At 37.6% G+C, this 15,625-nt stretch carries 13 protein-coding genes and 4 tRNA genes; 12 read left to right on the top strand and 5 right to left on the bottom strand.

The window, feature by feature from the left end; all coding sequences use genetic code 11:
• The first annotated feature begins 5 nt into the window (after positions 1 to 5).
• The 5 genes from FW754_RS01275 (at position 6) to FW754_RS01295 (ending at position 5,647) form a co-directional block, all read left to right on the top strand.
• Positions 6 to 263, top strand: coding sequence for an FAD assembly factor SdhE (locus tag FW754_RS01275; protein ID WP_409509999.1), 258 nt, complete (start codon positions 6 to 8; stop codon positions 261 to 263).
• Positions 256 to 663 (top strand): hypothetical protein, encoded by a 408-nt coding sequence (locus FW754_RS01280; RefSeq protein WP_409510000.1) that lies wholly within the window; start codon positions 256 to 258, stop codon positions 661 to 663. Before FW754_RS01275 ends, FW754_RS01280 begins: the two co-directional genes overlap by 8 nt.
• A gap of 573 nt (positions 664 to 1,236) precedes the next feature.
• On the top strand, positions 1,237 to 2,343 hold the full coding sequence (locus tag FW754_RS01285; RefSeq protein WP_409510001.1) for a hypothetical protein: 1,107 nt from the start codon (positions 1,237 to 1,239) through the stop codon (positions 2,341 to 2,343).
• 80 nt (positions 2,344 to 2,423) lie between these two features.
• Positions 2,424 to 3,032: a rhombosortase gene (rrtA, locus tag FW754_RS01290; RefSeq protein ID WP_446323696.1), complete on the top strand. Its 609-nt coding sequence runs from the start codon at positions 2,424 to 2,426 to the stop codon at positions 3,030 to 3,032.
• 416 nt (positions 3,033 to 3,448) lie between these two features.
• Complete coding sequence (locus FW754_RS01295; protein WP_409510002.1) at positions 3,449 to 5,647, top strand: TRAP transporter large permease subunit; 2,199 nt, start codon at positions 3,449 to 3,451, stop codon at positions 5,645 to 5,647.
• A 265-nt stretch (positions 5,648 to 5,912) separates the two neighbouring features.
• Here FW754_RS01295 and FW754_RS01300 read toward each other — a convergent pair whose 3' ends face one another.
• The 3 genes from FW754_RS01300 to FW754_RS01310 are packed head-to-tail and all read right to left on the bottom strand — an operon-like array spanning position 5,913 to position 8,681.
• Positions 5,913 to 6,356 carry a hypothetical protein gene (locus tag FW754_RS01300; RefSeq protein ID WP_419345877.1) on the bottom strand — a complete coding sequence of 148 codons (444 nt, stop codon included), beginning with the start codon at positions 6,354 to 6,356 and terminating at the stop codon, positions 5,913 to 5,915.
• Between the two features lie 18 nt (positions 6,357 to 6,374).
• Positions 6,375 to 6,584: a YheV family putative zinc ribbon protein gene (locus FW754_RS01305; RefSeq protein ID WP_409510019.1), complete on the bottom strand. Its 210-nt coding sequence runs from the start codon at positions 6,582 to 6,584 to the stop codon at positions 6,375 to 6,377.
• A gap of 51 nt (positions 6,585 to 6,635) precedes the next feature.
• The gene (locus tag FW754_RS01310) at positions 6,636 to 8,681 is read right to left on the bottom strand and encodes a M3 family metallopeptidase (protein ID WP_446323697.1); all 2,046 of its coding nucleotides are present in this window, start codon (positions 8,679 to 8,681) and stop codon (positions 6,636 to 6,638) included.
• Positions 8,682 to 8,810: 129 nt separating this feature from the next.
• On the opposite strand from FW754_RS01310, the gene FW754_RS01315 reads away from it, so the two are divergent.
• On the top strand, positions 8,811 to 9,089 hold the full coding sequence (locus FW754_RS01315; protein ID WP_419345878.1) for a LysR substrate-binding domain-containing protein: 279 nt from the start codon (positions 8,811 to 8,813) through the stop codon (positions 9,087 to 9,089).
• 85 nt (positions 9,090 to 9,174) lie between these two features.
• Positions 9,175 to 9,333, top strand: a complete 159-nt coding sequence (locus FW754_RS01320) for a hypothetical protein (RefSeq protein ID WP_419345879.1) — start codon at positions 9,175 to 9,177, stop codon at positions 9,331 to 9,333.
• Between the two features lie 822 nt (positions 9,334 to 10,155).
• Here FW754_RS01320 and rnr read toward each other — a convergent pair.
• Positions 10,156 to 12,609 carry a ribonuclease R gene (gene rnr / locus FW754_RS01325; protein WP_446323625.1) on the bottom strand — a complete coding sequence of 818 codons (2,454 nt, stop codon included), beginning with the start codon at positions 12,607 to 12,609 and terminating at the stop codon, positions 10,156 to 10,158.
• A gap of 264 nt (positions 12,610 to 12,873) precedes the next feature.
• Here rnr and FW754_RS01330 point away from each other — a divergent pair.
• The 5 genes from FW754_RS01330 to FW754_RS01350 all read left to right on the top strand — a co-directional run bounded on the left by FW754_RS01330 (position 12,874) and on the right by FW754_RS01350 (position 14,024).
• Positions 12,874 to 12,963, top strand: a tRNA-Ser gene (locus FW754_RS01330).
• Positions 12,964 to 12,978: 15 nt separating this feature from the next.
• A tRNA-Arg gene (locus FW754_RS01335) sits at positions 12,979 to 13,055 on the top strand.
• A gap of 48 nt (positions 13,056 to 13,103) precedes the next feature.
• Positions 13,104 to 13,180 (top strand) — tRNA-Arg (locus FW754_RS01340).
• Between the two features lie 399 nt (positions 13,181 to 13,579).
• On the top strand, positions 13,580 to 13,783 hold the full coding sequence (locus FW754_RS01345; RefSeq protein WP_409510762.1) for a hypothetical protein: 204 nt from the start codon (positions 13,580 to 13,582) through the stop codon (positions 13,781 to 13,783).
• Positions 13,784 to 13,947: 164 nt separating this feature from the next.
• A tRNA-Arg gene (locus tag FW754_RS01350) sits at positions 13,948 to 14,024 on the top strand.
• A 145-nt stretch (positions 14,025 to 14,169) separates the two neighbouring features.
• Here FW754_RS01350 and FW754_RS01355 read toward each other — a convergent pair.
• Positions 14,170 to 15,465 (bottom strand): SRPBCC family protein, encoded by a 1,296-nt coding sequence (locus FW754_RS01355; RefSeq protein WP_446323626.1) that lies wholly within the window; start codon positions 15,463 to 15,465, stop codon positions 14,170 to 14,172.
• Between the last annotated feature and the right edge of the window lie 160 nt (positions 15,466 to 15,625).

A 15,625-nucleotide genomic window follows, 5' to 3' on the forward strand; every position in this document is an offset into this window, starting at 1 on the left:
ATATCATGTCTGAAGAAATTACACTTGAAGAACGTAAAGTGGTTTATCGTGCACGTCGTGGGCTCAAAGAAATTGATGTGTACTTCGACCCGTATGTAAAACAATATTATCTTCTTGCAGATGATGCTGAAAAAGCATTATTTAAAGAATTGGTTGATCAAGAAGATCCTGATTTACTTGATTGGTTTATGGAAGTTTCAGAACCATCTCGTCCAGAATTGCGCGCGTTGATCAATAAACTGAAGCACTACGTTCATGGCTGATGTGCCGATTGTGGCATCGCATCATGCCTTTCATCTGAAACGCAGTCGAATTGTGATTGTGTTTCAGTCTGTATTTTTTGCTTTAATGATGTTTGGATTATTTCAATTATTACATCCTATACTTTGTATTGTTGTGTTATTGGTCGGATGTGTAGTATGGGGTATTCACTTTCGTCAGCCTTATGTTGAGCATTTAGAACAGCTCGATCATGCTGAATGGTCATTCAAGATATCGAGTTCCACACAGATTCAGCGTAGCCAAGTGACAGGTATGTTTGATCATCAGTTTTATGTGATTTTGTATTTTTCTAATCAAAAATTAAAACCATTGATCATTTGGCAAGACCAACTGCCATTAATTTCGTGGAAAATGCTTAAAACCAGAGTGAATTTAAGTTAATTGTTTGACAGTTTTAAAAGTGATAATTATTAAAAAAATAATAAAAATCATATAATTAAATATTTTTTTTAAAGTTATTTTGAAATTGTCTAATCAAAAATGAATAAATGATGATGAAAATAAAATTGTCAGACAATTATGTGGCTGTCTTTTTTCAAATCGATGTAAATTAAATCTACCAACAGTAACCGAGGATTTCAAAATGACTGAAATTCACAACTATTGGTTTCTAGTCATCGCAATTGTTCTTGCGATTACCATAGGAAGACTAGGAACTATACTGAGGGAACAGATTGAGAAAGCTCACGATAATAAAGTGAGAATGCAAAAACTCAAAACTAACAAACTCTCCTGAGAGTTTATCGTTTAATAAGTAGCATGTGCTGAACCGTCGCAATGCTACTTTTTTTTGCCTGAAATTTGCATTAAACTAAAATTAGGTCAATTTCTAATACAATTATAAATGACACACTAGACAGAATTAAAATTAGAGTAATTACTCTTTAATAAAGAGTATGCATCTGATATTTTAATCAAAAAGGAATAAACAAAATTATATTGAGGACAGGAAGTATGTCTAAGGTCCATCGAATTGGTCAATTTGTTGCAACTGCTATCGTTGCCTCGTCTATTTTATCAGGTTGTTCTTATGTTGTTAAAACAGGTGCAAATGTCGCTCTAGGTTTTAGTGAAAAGCATATTGTTCCACCTATTTTAGCAGGTGGTGATACAGATATGGCTTGTAATACAGGCACAGCTTTAACACCTGCCGTGATGGCAACGAAAGATATGGGTGCAGATCCAACGCGGATGGCAGTATTACTGTACTCTGCAGCAGGATTGTGTGCTGAAAATAATGCCTTAAATGCAGAACTCCGTTATTTGCGTGCTTCGAAAGATGGCAAAGTGACTGAAGCTCAAGATGCGCGTATTGAACAGAAACGTTGGGCGGCATTGGCAGCAGAGCGTCAGTATACGGGGTATCAGTTATTTGCAGAGCGTTGGCAGGCAAAGTATAAGTATAAATTGGGAGATTCTTGCCCAACGATGCATAAGGATATAGATCAGACCGTTTATTTACTTGGTATGCTCAGTGGCTTACAAGCAATGACCAATGATATTAACTCAGGTGGTGCAGTAAATGTTCCAAAAGATATCGCTGCTATTGTTGAACGCGGGATGACGTGTTTGGATAATACCAAGTTCTGGGGTGCACCAATGGCAACACGTGCTGTCATTTGGACGCTATTGCCAGGTGCTAGTGATGGTAAACCAGATCCATACGTGACATTGAAACAATCTATGGAAATAGGTGAGCAAAAAGGTGTCCGCTTAGCACACGCCCTAAATGCTGTAGCTGCGCAAGCGAGTGGTGATGATACAAAAATTCGTGATGCTTTACGCGCTTATGCAGCATCACGAGCAGAAGATAAGCCCGTTAATCCTGAGTTTCGCTTAGTTGATGGTATGGCCGGGCAAATGGTTCAAGGGATTGCTGATCGTTATTGGACTGAAAATACAGGTGTACGTGCAGCCGATGATGGTATGAGTAATTTCTGGGATGACCAAGCGACAACAGGTGATGATGAATTGTTTGGCGACTCTGTTAATAATGGCGAATCACCAGATACAGGTGGAGCAGAAATGCCCGCTACAGTAACTGAAGAAACACAACCTTAAAATAAAGGGATTGAGTTTTAAAGTGAAGAATCAAGAAAGAGCTATAAAAAGGCTCTTTCTTGATTATGGGAGTATGAATGATGCATGAAACGGAATGGCTTAAAAAAACATTACTCATGTTGGCAGTTTGTGTCTCTATTTCTGCCTGTTTACAAATTTTTCAACAATATTTCATTTATTGGCGATTCAGTTTTTTTACTGAACCTTGGCGATGGTGGACAGGGCATTGGGTACATGTTGGGTGGATTCACTTTTTATTGAATATGCTCGCTTTTATCTGTCTGCCTTTTATCTTTCCTATGATGAGAAAACGCTATTTAATTTTTCTGCTTTTGACATTAGCACCCTGTATTAGTTTTTGTTTTTACTTTATTTACCCTGATGTTCAAGCATATGCGGGTTTATCTGGTGTATTGCATGGTTTATATGTGGCATGTGCTTTGGCATGTTTACAATTGAAAAAAGAACGTAAATTTTCAATTTTAGTTTTGGTTTTGGTTTTGCTAAAAATAGTTTGGGAAAATAGTTTTGGCTCTTTACAGACGGCAACTTTAATTGGGAGTCCAGTTTTGGTGGAAGCACATTTAATGGGTGTAATAATTGGTGCAATCTGCACTGCGTTGATGTTATCTGTACAAACACTTTATCCACAAAAAATTAAAAATATAATGTTTGCAAAGTTAGAATAGTGATTCACATAATTTTTCCATAAAATTGCTCATAAAAATCATTGGATAAGAAAACTGTATCTAAATGTAGTCTTAAGCTCAAATGTACCTTGTCTTAAAATCAGAATGAATCTATGTAGGTGCTACAGTCGTTTGTTTTTCTTGCTTCTTTTGTAATTAAAGATATGTTAGTAAACAAGATGGAGCATTAAATTTCGTATAAAATGCTTATATTCTTGTGATGAACTTGAATGAGTTGGCATAAAGTATCCAAAAAAAATCCAACTATGTCATGTTATTGAACGATGAAATAATGCACATTGAATTGTGTAATATCAGGAATGGATATTAGGTAAAGGATTTTACCTGAGACCAAAAATAAAATATGAACTGTACAAGCAATTGTATGGTGGAAACATATAAAAACTGGAATAACAATGCAAGAACCTGTAAATAAAAGATCGGGATTAGGTCTACTCGGTTATCTATGGAATGAGTGGTTCTCAACTTTTTCCATACTTATCTTACTTCTTCTGACCCTGATTGTTGGGACGGGGGATATGATCCATGGTCAGATGCTTCGTATAGGCGAACGCCTATATGGAAATGAGCAAATAGGAATGCAATATTCCTTTTTGCGTGCGGAACCTATAAAACCAGAATGTGAACGCCATCCTAATATTGACTTGCTTGTACAACAGCAAATGAAGTCAAACTCAAATGATGAGTTTGCTGATATTTTTGGTACAACGTCAGAATCTGATGTACGTCAGTCAGTTGTGGCGGCTCAACAGCAATGTGAAGAAAAACACGCATTCTATGATAAATCGATTAAATACATGGAAGATCATTCATCTATCCGTGCTTATCGTAGTATGGAAACTGGATTCTTCTGGATCCTCAAATGGGGGACGGAAAACCGAGTTTTATTATTGATCTTGATGGTGGTGATTGCTGCAATCACAGCATCATTGAAAATGCATCACATTGGTTTACGTCCAGCACGTACTAAACTTGATTTTAAAGTTTATAACATTGCAATGATCGTGGGTAATGGCTTACTGAGTGCATCGGTGATTAGCCAATATCGTTCAGTCATCAATTCAGGCGTAGTTTCAACCTATGAAACCATTGGTGTGTATTGGTTATGGATGTTCCTCTTTGTCGTTCTGACCATTATCAGCATTTATAAGCTATTTCAAACACCTGAAAATGCGGAATCAGGCGGTAACTTTGGTTTGGCTTTACTGAGTATTCCTTTGTATGCATTCATGGCGATTGTGACGGGTATTGCGTTCACCTTCTTTATGGATTATTCGATGGGTCAAGGGATTTATCTTGGTCTACTGATTGAGTTCTCAGGAATCTTCTTAAACTTAGCACTGTTTATTTGGGCAGGGATGTTGTTGACACAAACTCGTGTCATGGATTTATTCCTTGCTGTGTTGCGACCATGGAATCTTGCACCGGAAACATTAACTTGGTTGATTTTGATTGGTGCAGCAATTCCAACAGCATATACGGGAGCCTCAGGAATCTTCGTTGTAGCTGCGGGTGCGATTATCTACCGTGAAGTATGGAACTCAGGCGCACGTCGTCAATATGCACTTGCTGTTTCTGCAATGTCAGGCTCGTTGGGTGTTGTTTTACGTCCATGTTTACTTGTGATTTTAATTTCAATGCTCGACAGTCGTCATGTCACTTCTGATGAGTTATTTGATCACGGTATTTATGTATTCTGGTTAACAGCATTTATTTTCCTTGGAGTTTCATTATTCCTTGCTGAAGATAAATTCCGTATTAATTCACCAAAAATTGCAGTGCCGGGCATGTTGCGTGCATTTGTACCTGTGATTCCGTATATCGTAATTGTATTTGCTGTTGTTGGTTTCTATAAATTCGGTCTAGATACACAAATGGACGAATTCACTGCACCAGTGATTCTACCGATTATGCTTTTAGCCTTTATCTTGTTTGATAAGATTTTTGGTGCGAAATTACCTGTTCCTGAAAATCCAAAAAAAGCACTGGCACTTGAGCATGAGAAACACTCTCAGTACTTGCAAGAACATGGTGCGACTGCTGAAAGTAAGCGTAGTTTTAAAAATTCAGTTTGGTTTGCAACATCTGAAAGTGTTGGACATATCGGTGCATTGATTATGCTGATGGCATTATCTGCAAGTGTTGGTGGTCTGATTGAACGTAGTGAAATTGTGACAATGGTACCGACACATTTGGGTAGCATTCTCATTACACTCGGCTTTATGGCGTTGTTACTTGCTTTAATTGGTATGACAACAGATCCATTTGGTGCGGTAATTTTGGTTGCAGCAACCATTGCCCCTGTAGCCTTTGAAAATGGCATTCACCCGATTCACTTCTGGATGATTGTATTGGTTGCATTTGAATTTGGTTATGTAACGCCACCTGTGGCACTGAACCATCTACTGACGAGGCTCTCGGTCGGTGATGCGGAAGTCGCCGCCGCGGACGCAGAAGCGAAGGAGAAATATACGAGCTTCTACTACCGTTATGAGCGTTGGATTCTACCGATTGTGGTCTTATTCTCAGCCTTGTTAATCGTCACCTATGTACCATACTTATTTAATATGTTTGATTGGTATAACGCCAAGTAATTGATAAGTTAGAAACAACAAAAAGCACCTTTAGGTGCTTTTTGTTTGGGGTGAGATTGCTATACCAGAAATATACAGGTGAATATTTAAATTCGATGAAGATGATTTCAAAAAGCATTGAGAAATGAGATAAAAAAGTAAAATAGCCTGAAAAATAAAACGAGGTTTAGTCAGGTTCAAGAGATACGCCATGAAAAAAAGCATTCATAAAGAATGCTTTTTATAGAATTATATGTCATTAAAATTTAGATATTTGATTAAAATATTAAGAATTTTGTTGAGCAGATAATTGCTGTTCCAATAACTTAATCTGTTCTTCTTTAAGCTTAATGAGTTGGTCTGCATCGGCATGTTGTGATTTCAGTATTTTGGCCTGTTCATCCAATTGTTTCTGAATATCGTCTAAACGAGCGACTTCTTCTTTGGCAAGGCTTTCATTTTGCGGAACTTCATCTTTTAGAATACTTTCATTCACTAATGCTTGATTTGACTCTATTGCTGGTGTAGACGCAACAGTTTCCTCTAAAGGCTGTGCAACCTGTGGTGTTTTTGCAGGCTGTGCTACAGGTATTGCTGATTGTTTTGTTTGCTCAGTTGTTGAGTTGGTATTATTCAACCAGAGAAATACGACTATAAGCAATAGAATGACCACCAATCCTGCGGCAATCATCCAGATCAGCTTCGAATTATTTCGTTGATCTAAATTCATTTTATTATGACGTCCAGTTTATTTTGCAGGACGAGGCTTAAATTGAATGACCCCAATTTCGTCGGGTGTAGCAGGCTCAGTAGGTTCATCGACATGAGTCGGACGATTTTCTGAGTAGTCACACTCGATACATTCAATCCATTCAGCATCGTCTGTGGAGAGCATGACAATACGATCCATAGCTTCACAGCGAGGACATTTTGCACCCGCAATGAAACGACGTTTAATATTCATATACTCACCACAAATTAATTTATAACGATGCCTAGTTTAAGCGTTTTATTGGCTGTTCGTCCAACCTTGATGACGTAACAATGCATCTATTTTTGGTTCACGTCCACGGAAATTGATGAATGCATCAAGGGCTGTATCTTTTCCGCCAACTGCTAGAATATTTTTTCTAAACTCATTTCCTGTCTCAGTGTTAAATACGCCTTCTTTTTCAAAGCGATCAAAGGCATCACTCGCCAACACTTCCGCCCATTTGTATGAATAATAACCTGCGGCATAACCACCTGCAAAAATATGACTAAAGCTGTTTTGGAAGCGGTTGTAGTCGGTTGTTGGTAGTACCGCATATTTTTGACGAATATCATCCAAAGTCGCTTGGATTCCATCTGCATTCAATGCAGGCGTCAGTTTGTGAATGCTTAAGTCAAAAAGTGAAAATTCAATTTGACGTAAAGTTTGCATACCCGATTGGAAAAAACGCGCATCAAGTAATGCTTTGAGCAAATGTTTAGGTAAAGTTTCTTTCGTTTCGATATGTTCTGACAGTAGATCTAGGCTGTCTTTATCCCATGTCCAAAATTCCATAAATTGGCTAGGCAGTTCTACTGCATCCCAAGCTACGCCATGTGTACCTGCCACAGAAATATTATCTACTTCTGTGAGCATATGATGTAAGCCATGACCAAACTCATGGAATAAGGTATTTACTTCATCATGGGTGAGTAGGGCAGGTTGATCACCTACAGGTGGCGTGAAATTACCAACCATATAGCAAATCGGTTTTTGTAAACCGTCTTCTGTTTGCATACGAGAGCGGAAACCACTCATCCATGCGCCACCACGCTTACCACTACGTGCATACAGATCAAAGTAAAAACCACCAATCACTGTGCCTTGATCTTCAAGTTCATAGTAATGCGCATCGCTATGCCAAAGTGGAGCTTCACGCTCAATGACATTGATTCCGTATAAACGATTCACAACATTAAATAAACCTTGAATCACTTTCGGTGCAGGGAAGTAAGGTTTTAAATCTTCTTGAGATAAATTGAATTGTTGAACTTTAAGCTTTTCAGAATAATAAGTGCTGTCCCACGGTTTGAGCTCAGTTATTCCATCTGCTTGAGCAATCGCTTGTAATTCTGTAATTTCTTTCAGTGCAGGTGTACGTGCATGTCCTGCAAGATCGACAAGGAACTGATCAACCGTTTCAACATCAGGAGCCATTTTTGAAGCAAGTGAATATTCGGCATAATTGTCAAAACCAAGCAGTTTTGCCATTTCCTGACGGAGGCTTAAAATTTCAACCATCACTGGGGCATTATCAAATTGCGTATCCTGCGCTAAGTCAGATGCTCGCGTGACATAGGCTTGATAAAGTTCCTCACGTAATGCACGATCATCCGCATAGGTCATGATTGCTAAATAAGATGGAATATCGAGCGTTGCAACTGCTAGTTCAAGCTCACGTTGTTGACCATATTGTTTCAGCAATTCAATACTACTTTGTGGTAAACCTTTCAGTTGATCTTCATTCAACGGTTTAAAATAAGCCTGTGTTGAATCTAAAACATGGTTAGAAAAGTCAGATGACAGTTGTGACAAGCGTGCAGAAATTTCTGCATAACGCTGTTTTGCTTTACCTTCTAAAGCGACACCCGAAAGTTTAAAATCACGTAATGCGAGTTTTATCGCACTTTGTTGTGCAGCAGGAAGATCAGTAAATACAGCATGATCATGTACATGCTGATATGTTTGATAAAGTGGTACATGCTGCCCAAGTTGAGTGTAATACTCGCTCAGAGCAGGTAAAAGTGCTTGATACACTTCACGAGTTTCAGCATTATTCATCACGGCATTGAGATGTGAAAGCACACCCCAAGACTCACTCATATTATTTTCTAAAGCATCAATTTTTTCTAAAATATCGAGTTGTTGGCGAATACTTTCAGGAACTTCAGTTAGTTCTTTGAGAAATGTTTGCCCATTTTGAATGGCAGTTTCAATATTTTGTTTTAGTCGATCTAAAGTGATTTGATCAAATTGGGGTACAGGCAAAGTCGCCTTTTCTAATGTCATATCATCATGCCAAATAATCTTTTAAGTTATTTATAGATGTAGGGGCTTCACTGAGGGAAATCAAGCAAATTTGTCGAATAATTAACGGATTGTCTGATAAATCTGTTTGAGATTTTAAAGTGAAAGTTCCATTTCGATGAATGCTTGAGTTATATTCAAGGTTTAGAAATGGCGAATCAAAGTATTGCTTTGTCGCAACGAGAGCCGCAAGGTGTGGTTCGATTGAGTGCATCTGTGGACTTCTTTAGGCATTTCTCCGATCAAGCTATTGTTGAATTCATGCAGCAATACCCAAAAATTGAATTGTCGTTTTTACTTGATAATCGCAATTTGGAGTTAGTTGAAGAAAATATTGATATCGCCGTGCGGATTAGCAAATTTGAAGACTCGAGTTTGGTTGCTAAAAAAAGTTTCGGAAAATAAAGCAGGGTTGTTCGCACATTCATCTTTGTTTGAACATGATCCAAAGCCTGAAAAATTGGATGATCTAAGGCATATACCGTGAATATTGAAACCGTCTGATGCCAATGGTGGTGTTTGGATTTTACAGCATGATCAGCAACAGCAAAAATTCAGTATTCAGGTCAATCGGTGTTTTAATGTTAATTCTATTGTTGACCAATTACAGGCGGTAAAAGCAGGTTTATGCATTGTTTTGCTACCTTAATTATTGGCATTAGTTGAAGTACAGCAAGGAAATTTAATTCCTATTTTGGATGATTATTGGCAAGATTTAGGTGGGGTTTATATCGTTAAACCACATTAAAATTCTGTTCACCTGCGGTGCAGTTGGTGGTGGATTTGCTGAGTGAGACGTTGAATATTTCTTAATTAAATTAATGTATTTAAAATTGAATATGATCAATGGATTCAATGATTGTACCTAACGAACTCTTCTTGCACGTAATTTGTAAAATTATTTTTTTGTCTTGGTAATATTTAAATTCATCACGATTTATTTTAAAAATAGGTAAGCATGAATATTTGTTAGATAGACAATACGTCGTGTTACCTTTATATGTATTTTTTGTTGTGTATGCTTCTATCGTTTCAGTGGATTGAGCACCCAAAAAATTAGTATAAGTCATGGGTATAAGTTGTGAAAAATTGATCCAAAAAAGAGGGATAAAAAAAATTGGAAAGACGATGAAGCAATACAATGGTGGTCGTTTTTGGACATTGCTCCAAGTTCTCGGAATTACCCATTGTTGTTTTTTAATTAGAAAATAAAAATAAAGAATAATTCCAAAGTAGAGAATAAATGAAGCGATAAGTGCAAATATATTTACAGCTTTGGTTGAATAAAAATTAACAAATGAAATGCTATATACGGCGCTGATGCCTAAAATAAATATCATGAAAATGACATAATAATGATAATAATATTTCGAAATTAAGTTTTTCGTCATAGTGGTGTTTATTGTTCAATTTTAAATAATTATAAACAAAAAAAGAGCGCCGAAGCGCTCTTTTTTATATGATCAAAAGATTATTCATCTGATGCTTTTGCATTGGACTTTTTCTTTTTCGCTTTCGCCTTTTTCTTCACTTTATCTTTAGCCTTTGTTTCAGGCTTTGCTGAAGATTTTTTACTAGGCTTTTTATCGAAAGAGCTTCGTTTGGCCTTCTCCTTTTTCTTACGCACCGGTTTTTCTCCATCTTCACTGACCTGACGTTTAACATCAGTTTTTTCAGTGGATTTGGCCGGACGCTCAGAAAAGACTTGCTCAGTCGTTTGAGTTTTAGCAACACGCGGAGCACGACTACGAATCGCGCGACCTGCATGGGAAAGTTGCTGAATCAATTCAAAATCAATTTTACGATCATCTAAATTTACCGCAGCGACTTTAATTTTAACTTCATCACCTAAACCGAAAGATTGTCCTCGGTTTTGACCAACAAGATTTTGGCTTGCTTGATCGAAGACAAAGTAGTCATCGCCCAATTGACTGACGTGTATCATGCCATCAACATACAAATCTTTCAGTGTCACGAATAAACCAAATTCAGCCGTTGCACTAATAATGCCGACAAACTCTTCACCCAAGTGTTGTTTCATATAGTGGCATTTCAACCAAGATGTTACTGAGCGAGATGCTTCATCTGCACGACGTTCCGTAATTGAGAAATGCTCACCTGCTTCATCTAAAGCTGCACCTGAAAGTGGATATTGCTTCGTGGTTAAACTGGCTTTAATCGCACGGTGCAATAGTAAGTCTGGGTAACGGCGAATTGGTGATGTGAAATGCGTGTACGCTTCATATGCCAAACCATAGTGACCAAGGTTATTTGCACCGTAATAGGCTTGCATCATAGAGCGCAATAACACGGCGTGAATGCTTGGTGCATCAATGCGGTCTTTAGTCGCCTCAATAACGGCTTGATAATCTGCCTGAGTTGGTTGGTCAGGGAATTTTAAGCCCAACAGTTTGACGAAATCTTTCACTTTTTGAATGCGCGAGAACTCAGGTGCTTCATGCACACGGTAGAGCATAGGCACTTCATTTTTCAAACAATATTCTGCTGCTGCTACATTGGCAAGCAACATACATTCTTCAATCAGTTTATGTGCAACATTACGTGTACGCGGTAAAATTTCTTTAATTCCACCGAGTTCATCAAAGGTCATGTACGTTTCAACGGTTTCGAATTCCATTGCATGACGTTCAGCACGTAAGCCTTTGAGTGTTTCATATAGTTGATACAGCGTATTTAATGATTTACGGACATCACGATCTTCTGTGAGCGCTTTGCTGTCACCATCTAAGTACTGTGCGACTTGTGTGTACGTCAAACGTGCTTTTGAATGCATTACAGAAGGGTAGAACTCAAATTTTGTAACTTTGCCAGCACGGCTTAAATTCAAGTCACAGACCATACATAAGCGGTCAACATCAGGATTTAGCGAACATAAGCCATTTGATAGCGCTTCAGGCAACATTGGTAATACATAGTGTGGGAAATACACTGACGTACCACGTTCTTGCGCTTCATCATCTAATGGTTTACCTGGACGAACATAGTGACTTACATCGGCAATCGCAACGACGACACGATAACCGCCACCCGGACGTTTTTCAGCATATACAGCATCATCGAAGTCACGAGCATCTTCACCATCAATGGTGACTAATGGTAAATCACGCAAGTCGATACGACCTTCACGGTCTTTTGCCGTTGGCTCTTTAAAGCTTTCAGCTTCTTTTACGACTTCTTCAGGGAATTCGTAGGGTAGACCATACTCTAAAATGGTTTGTGGAATAATAATCTCAGTATCGGCTTTATCTGCCATCGACTGAATAATATGACCTGTTGCAAACTCATCCCGTGTTGGGTAGTCGTCTATTTCTACACGTAGATTGTCACCGACTTTTGCACCTGCATGTTCAATTAATTCTTTTTCTAAGGTAATCGGTTGGTGTGCATTAGGATTTGCTGGCTGAATAAAATATTCACCTTCAAACTCTACCACTTTACCAATCAGTTGTTTAACTCGACGTTGAGTCACTTCTGTAATGTAGCCCCAAGCTTTACCTTTACGGTCTACTGAAGTTTGTTGCACTTTAACGCGGTCGCCGTGAAAGACTTGGCGCATTTCACGTTCAGGCAGTAAAAATTCTTCTTTTTTACCATCAATGCTCGCAACACCAAGTCCTTTATTATTGACGTAAACTGTAGCATCGATAACGGGTTGATCTGCCATTGGTTGGTATTTGAAACCATCCTTCATGAGCTGACCATCACGTACCATAGCACTTAGACGATGACTCAGTGCATCAATACTTTTTTGATCGGCAATTTCAAAAATTTCCACGAAGTCAGCATGTGACAGTGGTTCCTTTTTTTGTTCGATGGTTTCCAAAATAAGCGTACGGCTTGGAATCGGATTGTCATACCGTTGCGCTTCAGCTTTGGCTTCAGGATCGACCCAGTTTTTCATCATGTATAAGGCTTGATAACAGAAGATAGGTTTAGCATAAGTCATCACGTTGCAGACTGCACGTAATTGATTGCAATAATGTGTTTTTAATTGCAGTTTTTATGTCATGCAAATTTTTTCTTAAATAAATACTCTACAAAACGTATGAAAAACACACATAAATAGTAAAATCGTTTAAAAAATGAATGGTTGAATCAAAAAAGAGGTTTTTTTTAATGAGAGTACTTGCCGAATCTTATTTTAATTTGTATTATGGCGCCTCGTTACGGTGAGATGGGTGAGTGGCTGAAACCACATCCCTGCTAAGGATGCATACGGGTAACTGTATCGAGGGTTCGAATCCCTCTCTCACCGCCAACGAATACTTACGATGCGCTCATAGCTCAGCTGGATAGAGCACTTGGCTACGAACTAAGGGGTCGGGAGTTCGAATCTCTCTGAGCGCACCAATTTAAGTATTCTAAAAGTAACGATGTCGTTTACGACACATAAGTATTGCGCTCATAGCTCAGCTGGATAGAGCACTTGGCTACGAACTAAGGGGTCGGGAGTTCGAATCTCTCTGAGCGCACCAACTTAAACATCTTCGGATGGTAATTAAACCACACTTGTTGTGGTTTTTTTGTGTTTGTAGCTTTGTTAAAGATAAGAAAATAGAGCTAAAAATAATGAAGCAACAACTCTATCAATCAAGCTTTATTGGAATGGATCATCTTTTATATCGGTATTTTTTGTGAGAAGCTTAAAAAGTGAAGAAAAGGGTAGTGATTATATTTTTATATAAATTAAGTAGTTATTTTTAGATTTTTAAGGGTCATAGTTTTATAACGATGATTTTAATTGTTCGATTTAGAAAATTAATTTTTGGTTCATTCTTTGTGCGTCAGTTATTGTCGTAAAGCCTGAAATCTATCAATTATTTATAAGTTAAAACTATTAAAATAAATACAATAACAGATGTATTGAAAAGAATATGAAAATCTATACAGACGGTTACTATACCTATTTCCATGCAAATTTTGTTTGTCATTTTAATTTGCAACATTGCGATGGCTGTAACCGTACAATGACGGGTTTTGTTTATGAATTAAAAATTCAAAGTTTAGAAAATGAAATCGTAATTTTTTGTGCAAACTGTATGGAACAATTAGAGATTTTGTTGATTGATGAGTTGTAACTTAAATTATTATGGTTTGAAATAAGGTGATAAAAATAATAGGAGTATATTTTTTAGCATGGTACTACGTGAATTGTCCAATAACTATGCAGTTGAACTTTGATAAATACAAAAAGGCTTTTCAAGAAAATTAAAAGGCGTATAATGCACCCTATCAAGACGTCGCGCTCATAGCTCAGCTGGATAGAGCACTTGGCTACGAACTAAGGGGTCGGGAGTTCGAATCTCTCTGAGCGCACCAACTTGATGATGTAATGAAAAAAACCGCTTAGTTGCGGTTTTTTTGTGCCTAAAATTTGATGAAAAATAAACATAATGTTTTTAGTTGCTTTAAAGATAAAAAATGAAAATATTCAATTAAAAAATCAGTTGTCATGTCTGCAGTATTAAGATTCTGAATTTCTAATTTTTTGTACAAACACCGCATTTCCGCCAATAGCAGGAAGCATTTCATGGTAGGGCAGACTACGTGACGCTCGAAGTAAAAAAGACGCTTTTTCATCAACTTTCATCGCTGTGGTCATTTTAAGTAAAGTACCATTTCCATTGGGATTAAATTGCGTCATGCCTTTTAAATAGCGTAAATCTCCACCATTAGCTGAGAAATTGTTTTCAGTGGATTTGGGATACGTGAAGTGCATTTTGAAATTAAAAGGAATACTGATTACACCCAAACCCACACTGACTTTAAATTCCGCATCTTGTCCTTGAGGGCTTACAGTACTTGCTTTGATGTCTTTAATTTGTCGAGGAAATAAAGCTTTATAAGCACTAGGCACAGTCCATTTTTGTAGTTGCTGAGGTGTTTGGTTGTAATACTGATAGGTTGTAGTAAATCGCATATCTTCACGGCCATGTTGATAGGGCACAGTTGTTTGTGAATGAACAATACTCACAGGTTGTCTAGATGCTTGACTGAGTTCGCTAATTTTTTGCAGTTGTGCTACTGAAAAAGTTAGAGTGGGAAATTGACCAGGGTTTAATGCGGTAACTTTTTTCGCATTAAAACGATTTTTTAGTGACTCCATAATAAAGGCATTGGTTCCACTTGGAATACCAAGTTTAGCTTCAGGTAAAGCATTTAAAATGCTTTTAAATAGAAAACCTTGAGGTTGATTTAGGTCACCCCATTGTGTCAGGGTAATTAAGGTTTTGTTATTACCCAAATTAAACCATTCAAATTTGCCGACCCCATAGGGAATGGGAGCATCAATCACAAGGGTAGAAATACTGTTTTGTCCAATTTGGTGTTGCATGGTGACATCTTCATTGAAATTCAGCACAGGAATAGGCGTGGGAATAGAAACCTTATATTTAACCTGCTGAATTGTTCCCGAACTCTCAATGATTTTGGCAGATTTGAGCGTAGGAAATAATCCAACATATTGATTAAAATTAGATAATGTTTTCGCCACATCTTGTGGATTGGCAGAAACGACAATCGCTGAAGTCGTGAAGTTTGCATTCGGTTGAGGGTTCTTTTTAAGTGTTGGAACAGTCGTTTTTGTTGTTGGGTGAGCAAATATAAAAATACTGTCTTGAGCATAGGCTGCAAGGTTCTGTGGATTATTTTGAAACGGCTGAACCGCACTTGGAATTTGATCGTTCCATTTAACGAGCTGAGCAAAACAATTCGTATTGATCAGTATTAAGCTTAATGTGGTAAAAATGAGTATACGCATTGTGGTGTCATCCGTGTCATTATCTTTGTGTCTGTATTTTTGATCGTTATGTGCGCCTTAATTGTGTGCTGATTTTTTAATTTTTCAAATTAAAAATCTATAATGAATATGTAAAGTACGATTAAATACAGCCATGTGATTGATTCGTGCCTGTATGACT

The sequence above is a fragment of the Acinetobacter sp. 1207_04 genome (assembly GCF_052850415.1).

Bases quoted from the DNA above. Each gene is read 5' to 3' on its own strand.
- FW754_RS01275 (WP_409509999.1), top strand. From the start codon at position 6: ATGTCTGAAGAAATTACACTTGAAGAACGTAAAGTGGTTTATCGTGCA.
- FW754_RS01280 (WP_409510000.1), top strand. From the start codon at position 256: ATGGCTGATGTGCCGATTGTGGCATCGCATCATGCCTTTCATCTGAAA.
- FW754_RS01285 (WP_409510001.1), top strand. From the start codon at position 1,237: ATGTCTAAGGTCCATCGAATTGGTCAATTTGTTGCAACTGCTATCGTT.
- rrtA (WP_446323696.1), top strand. From the start codon at position 2,424: ATGCATGAAACGGAATGGCTTAAAAAAACATTACTCATGTTGGCAGTT.
- FW754_RS01295 (WP_409510002.1), top strand. From the start codon at position 3,449: ATGCAAGAACCTGTAAATAAAAGATCGGGATTAGGTCTACTCGGTTAT.
- FW754_RS01300 (WP_419345877.1), bottom strand. From the start codon at position 6,356: ATGAATTTAGATCAACGAAATAATTCGAAGCTGATCTGGATGATTGCC.
- rnr (WP_446323625.1), bottom strand. From the start codon at position 12,609: ATGATGAAAAACTGGGTCGATCCTGAAGCCAAAGCTGAAGCGCAACGG.
- FW754_RS01345 (WP_409510762.1), top strand. From the start codon at position 13,580: ATGAAAATCTATACAGACGGTTACTATACCTATTTCCATGCAAATTTT.
- FW754_RS01355 (WP_446323626.1), bottom strand. From the start codon at position 15,465: ATGCGTATACTCATTTTTACCACATTAAGCTTAATACTGATCAATACG.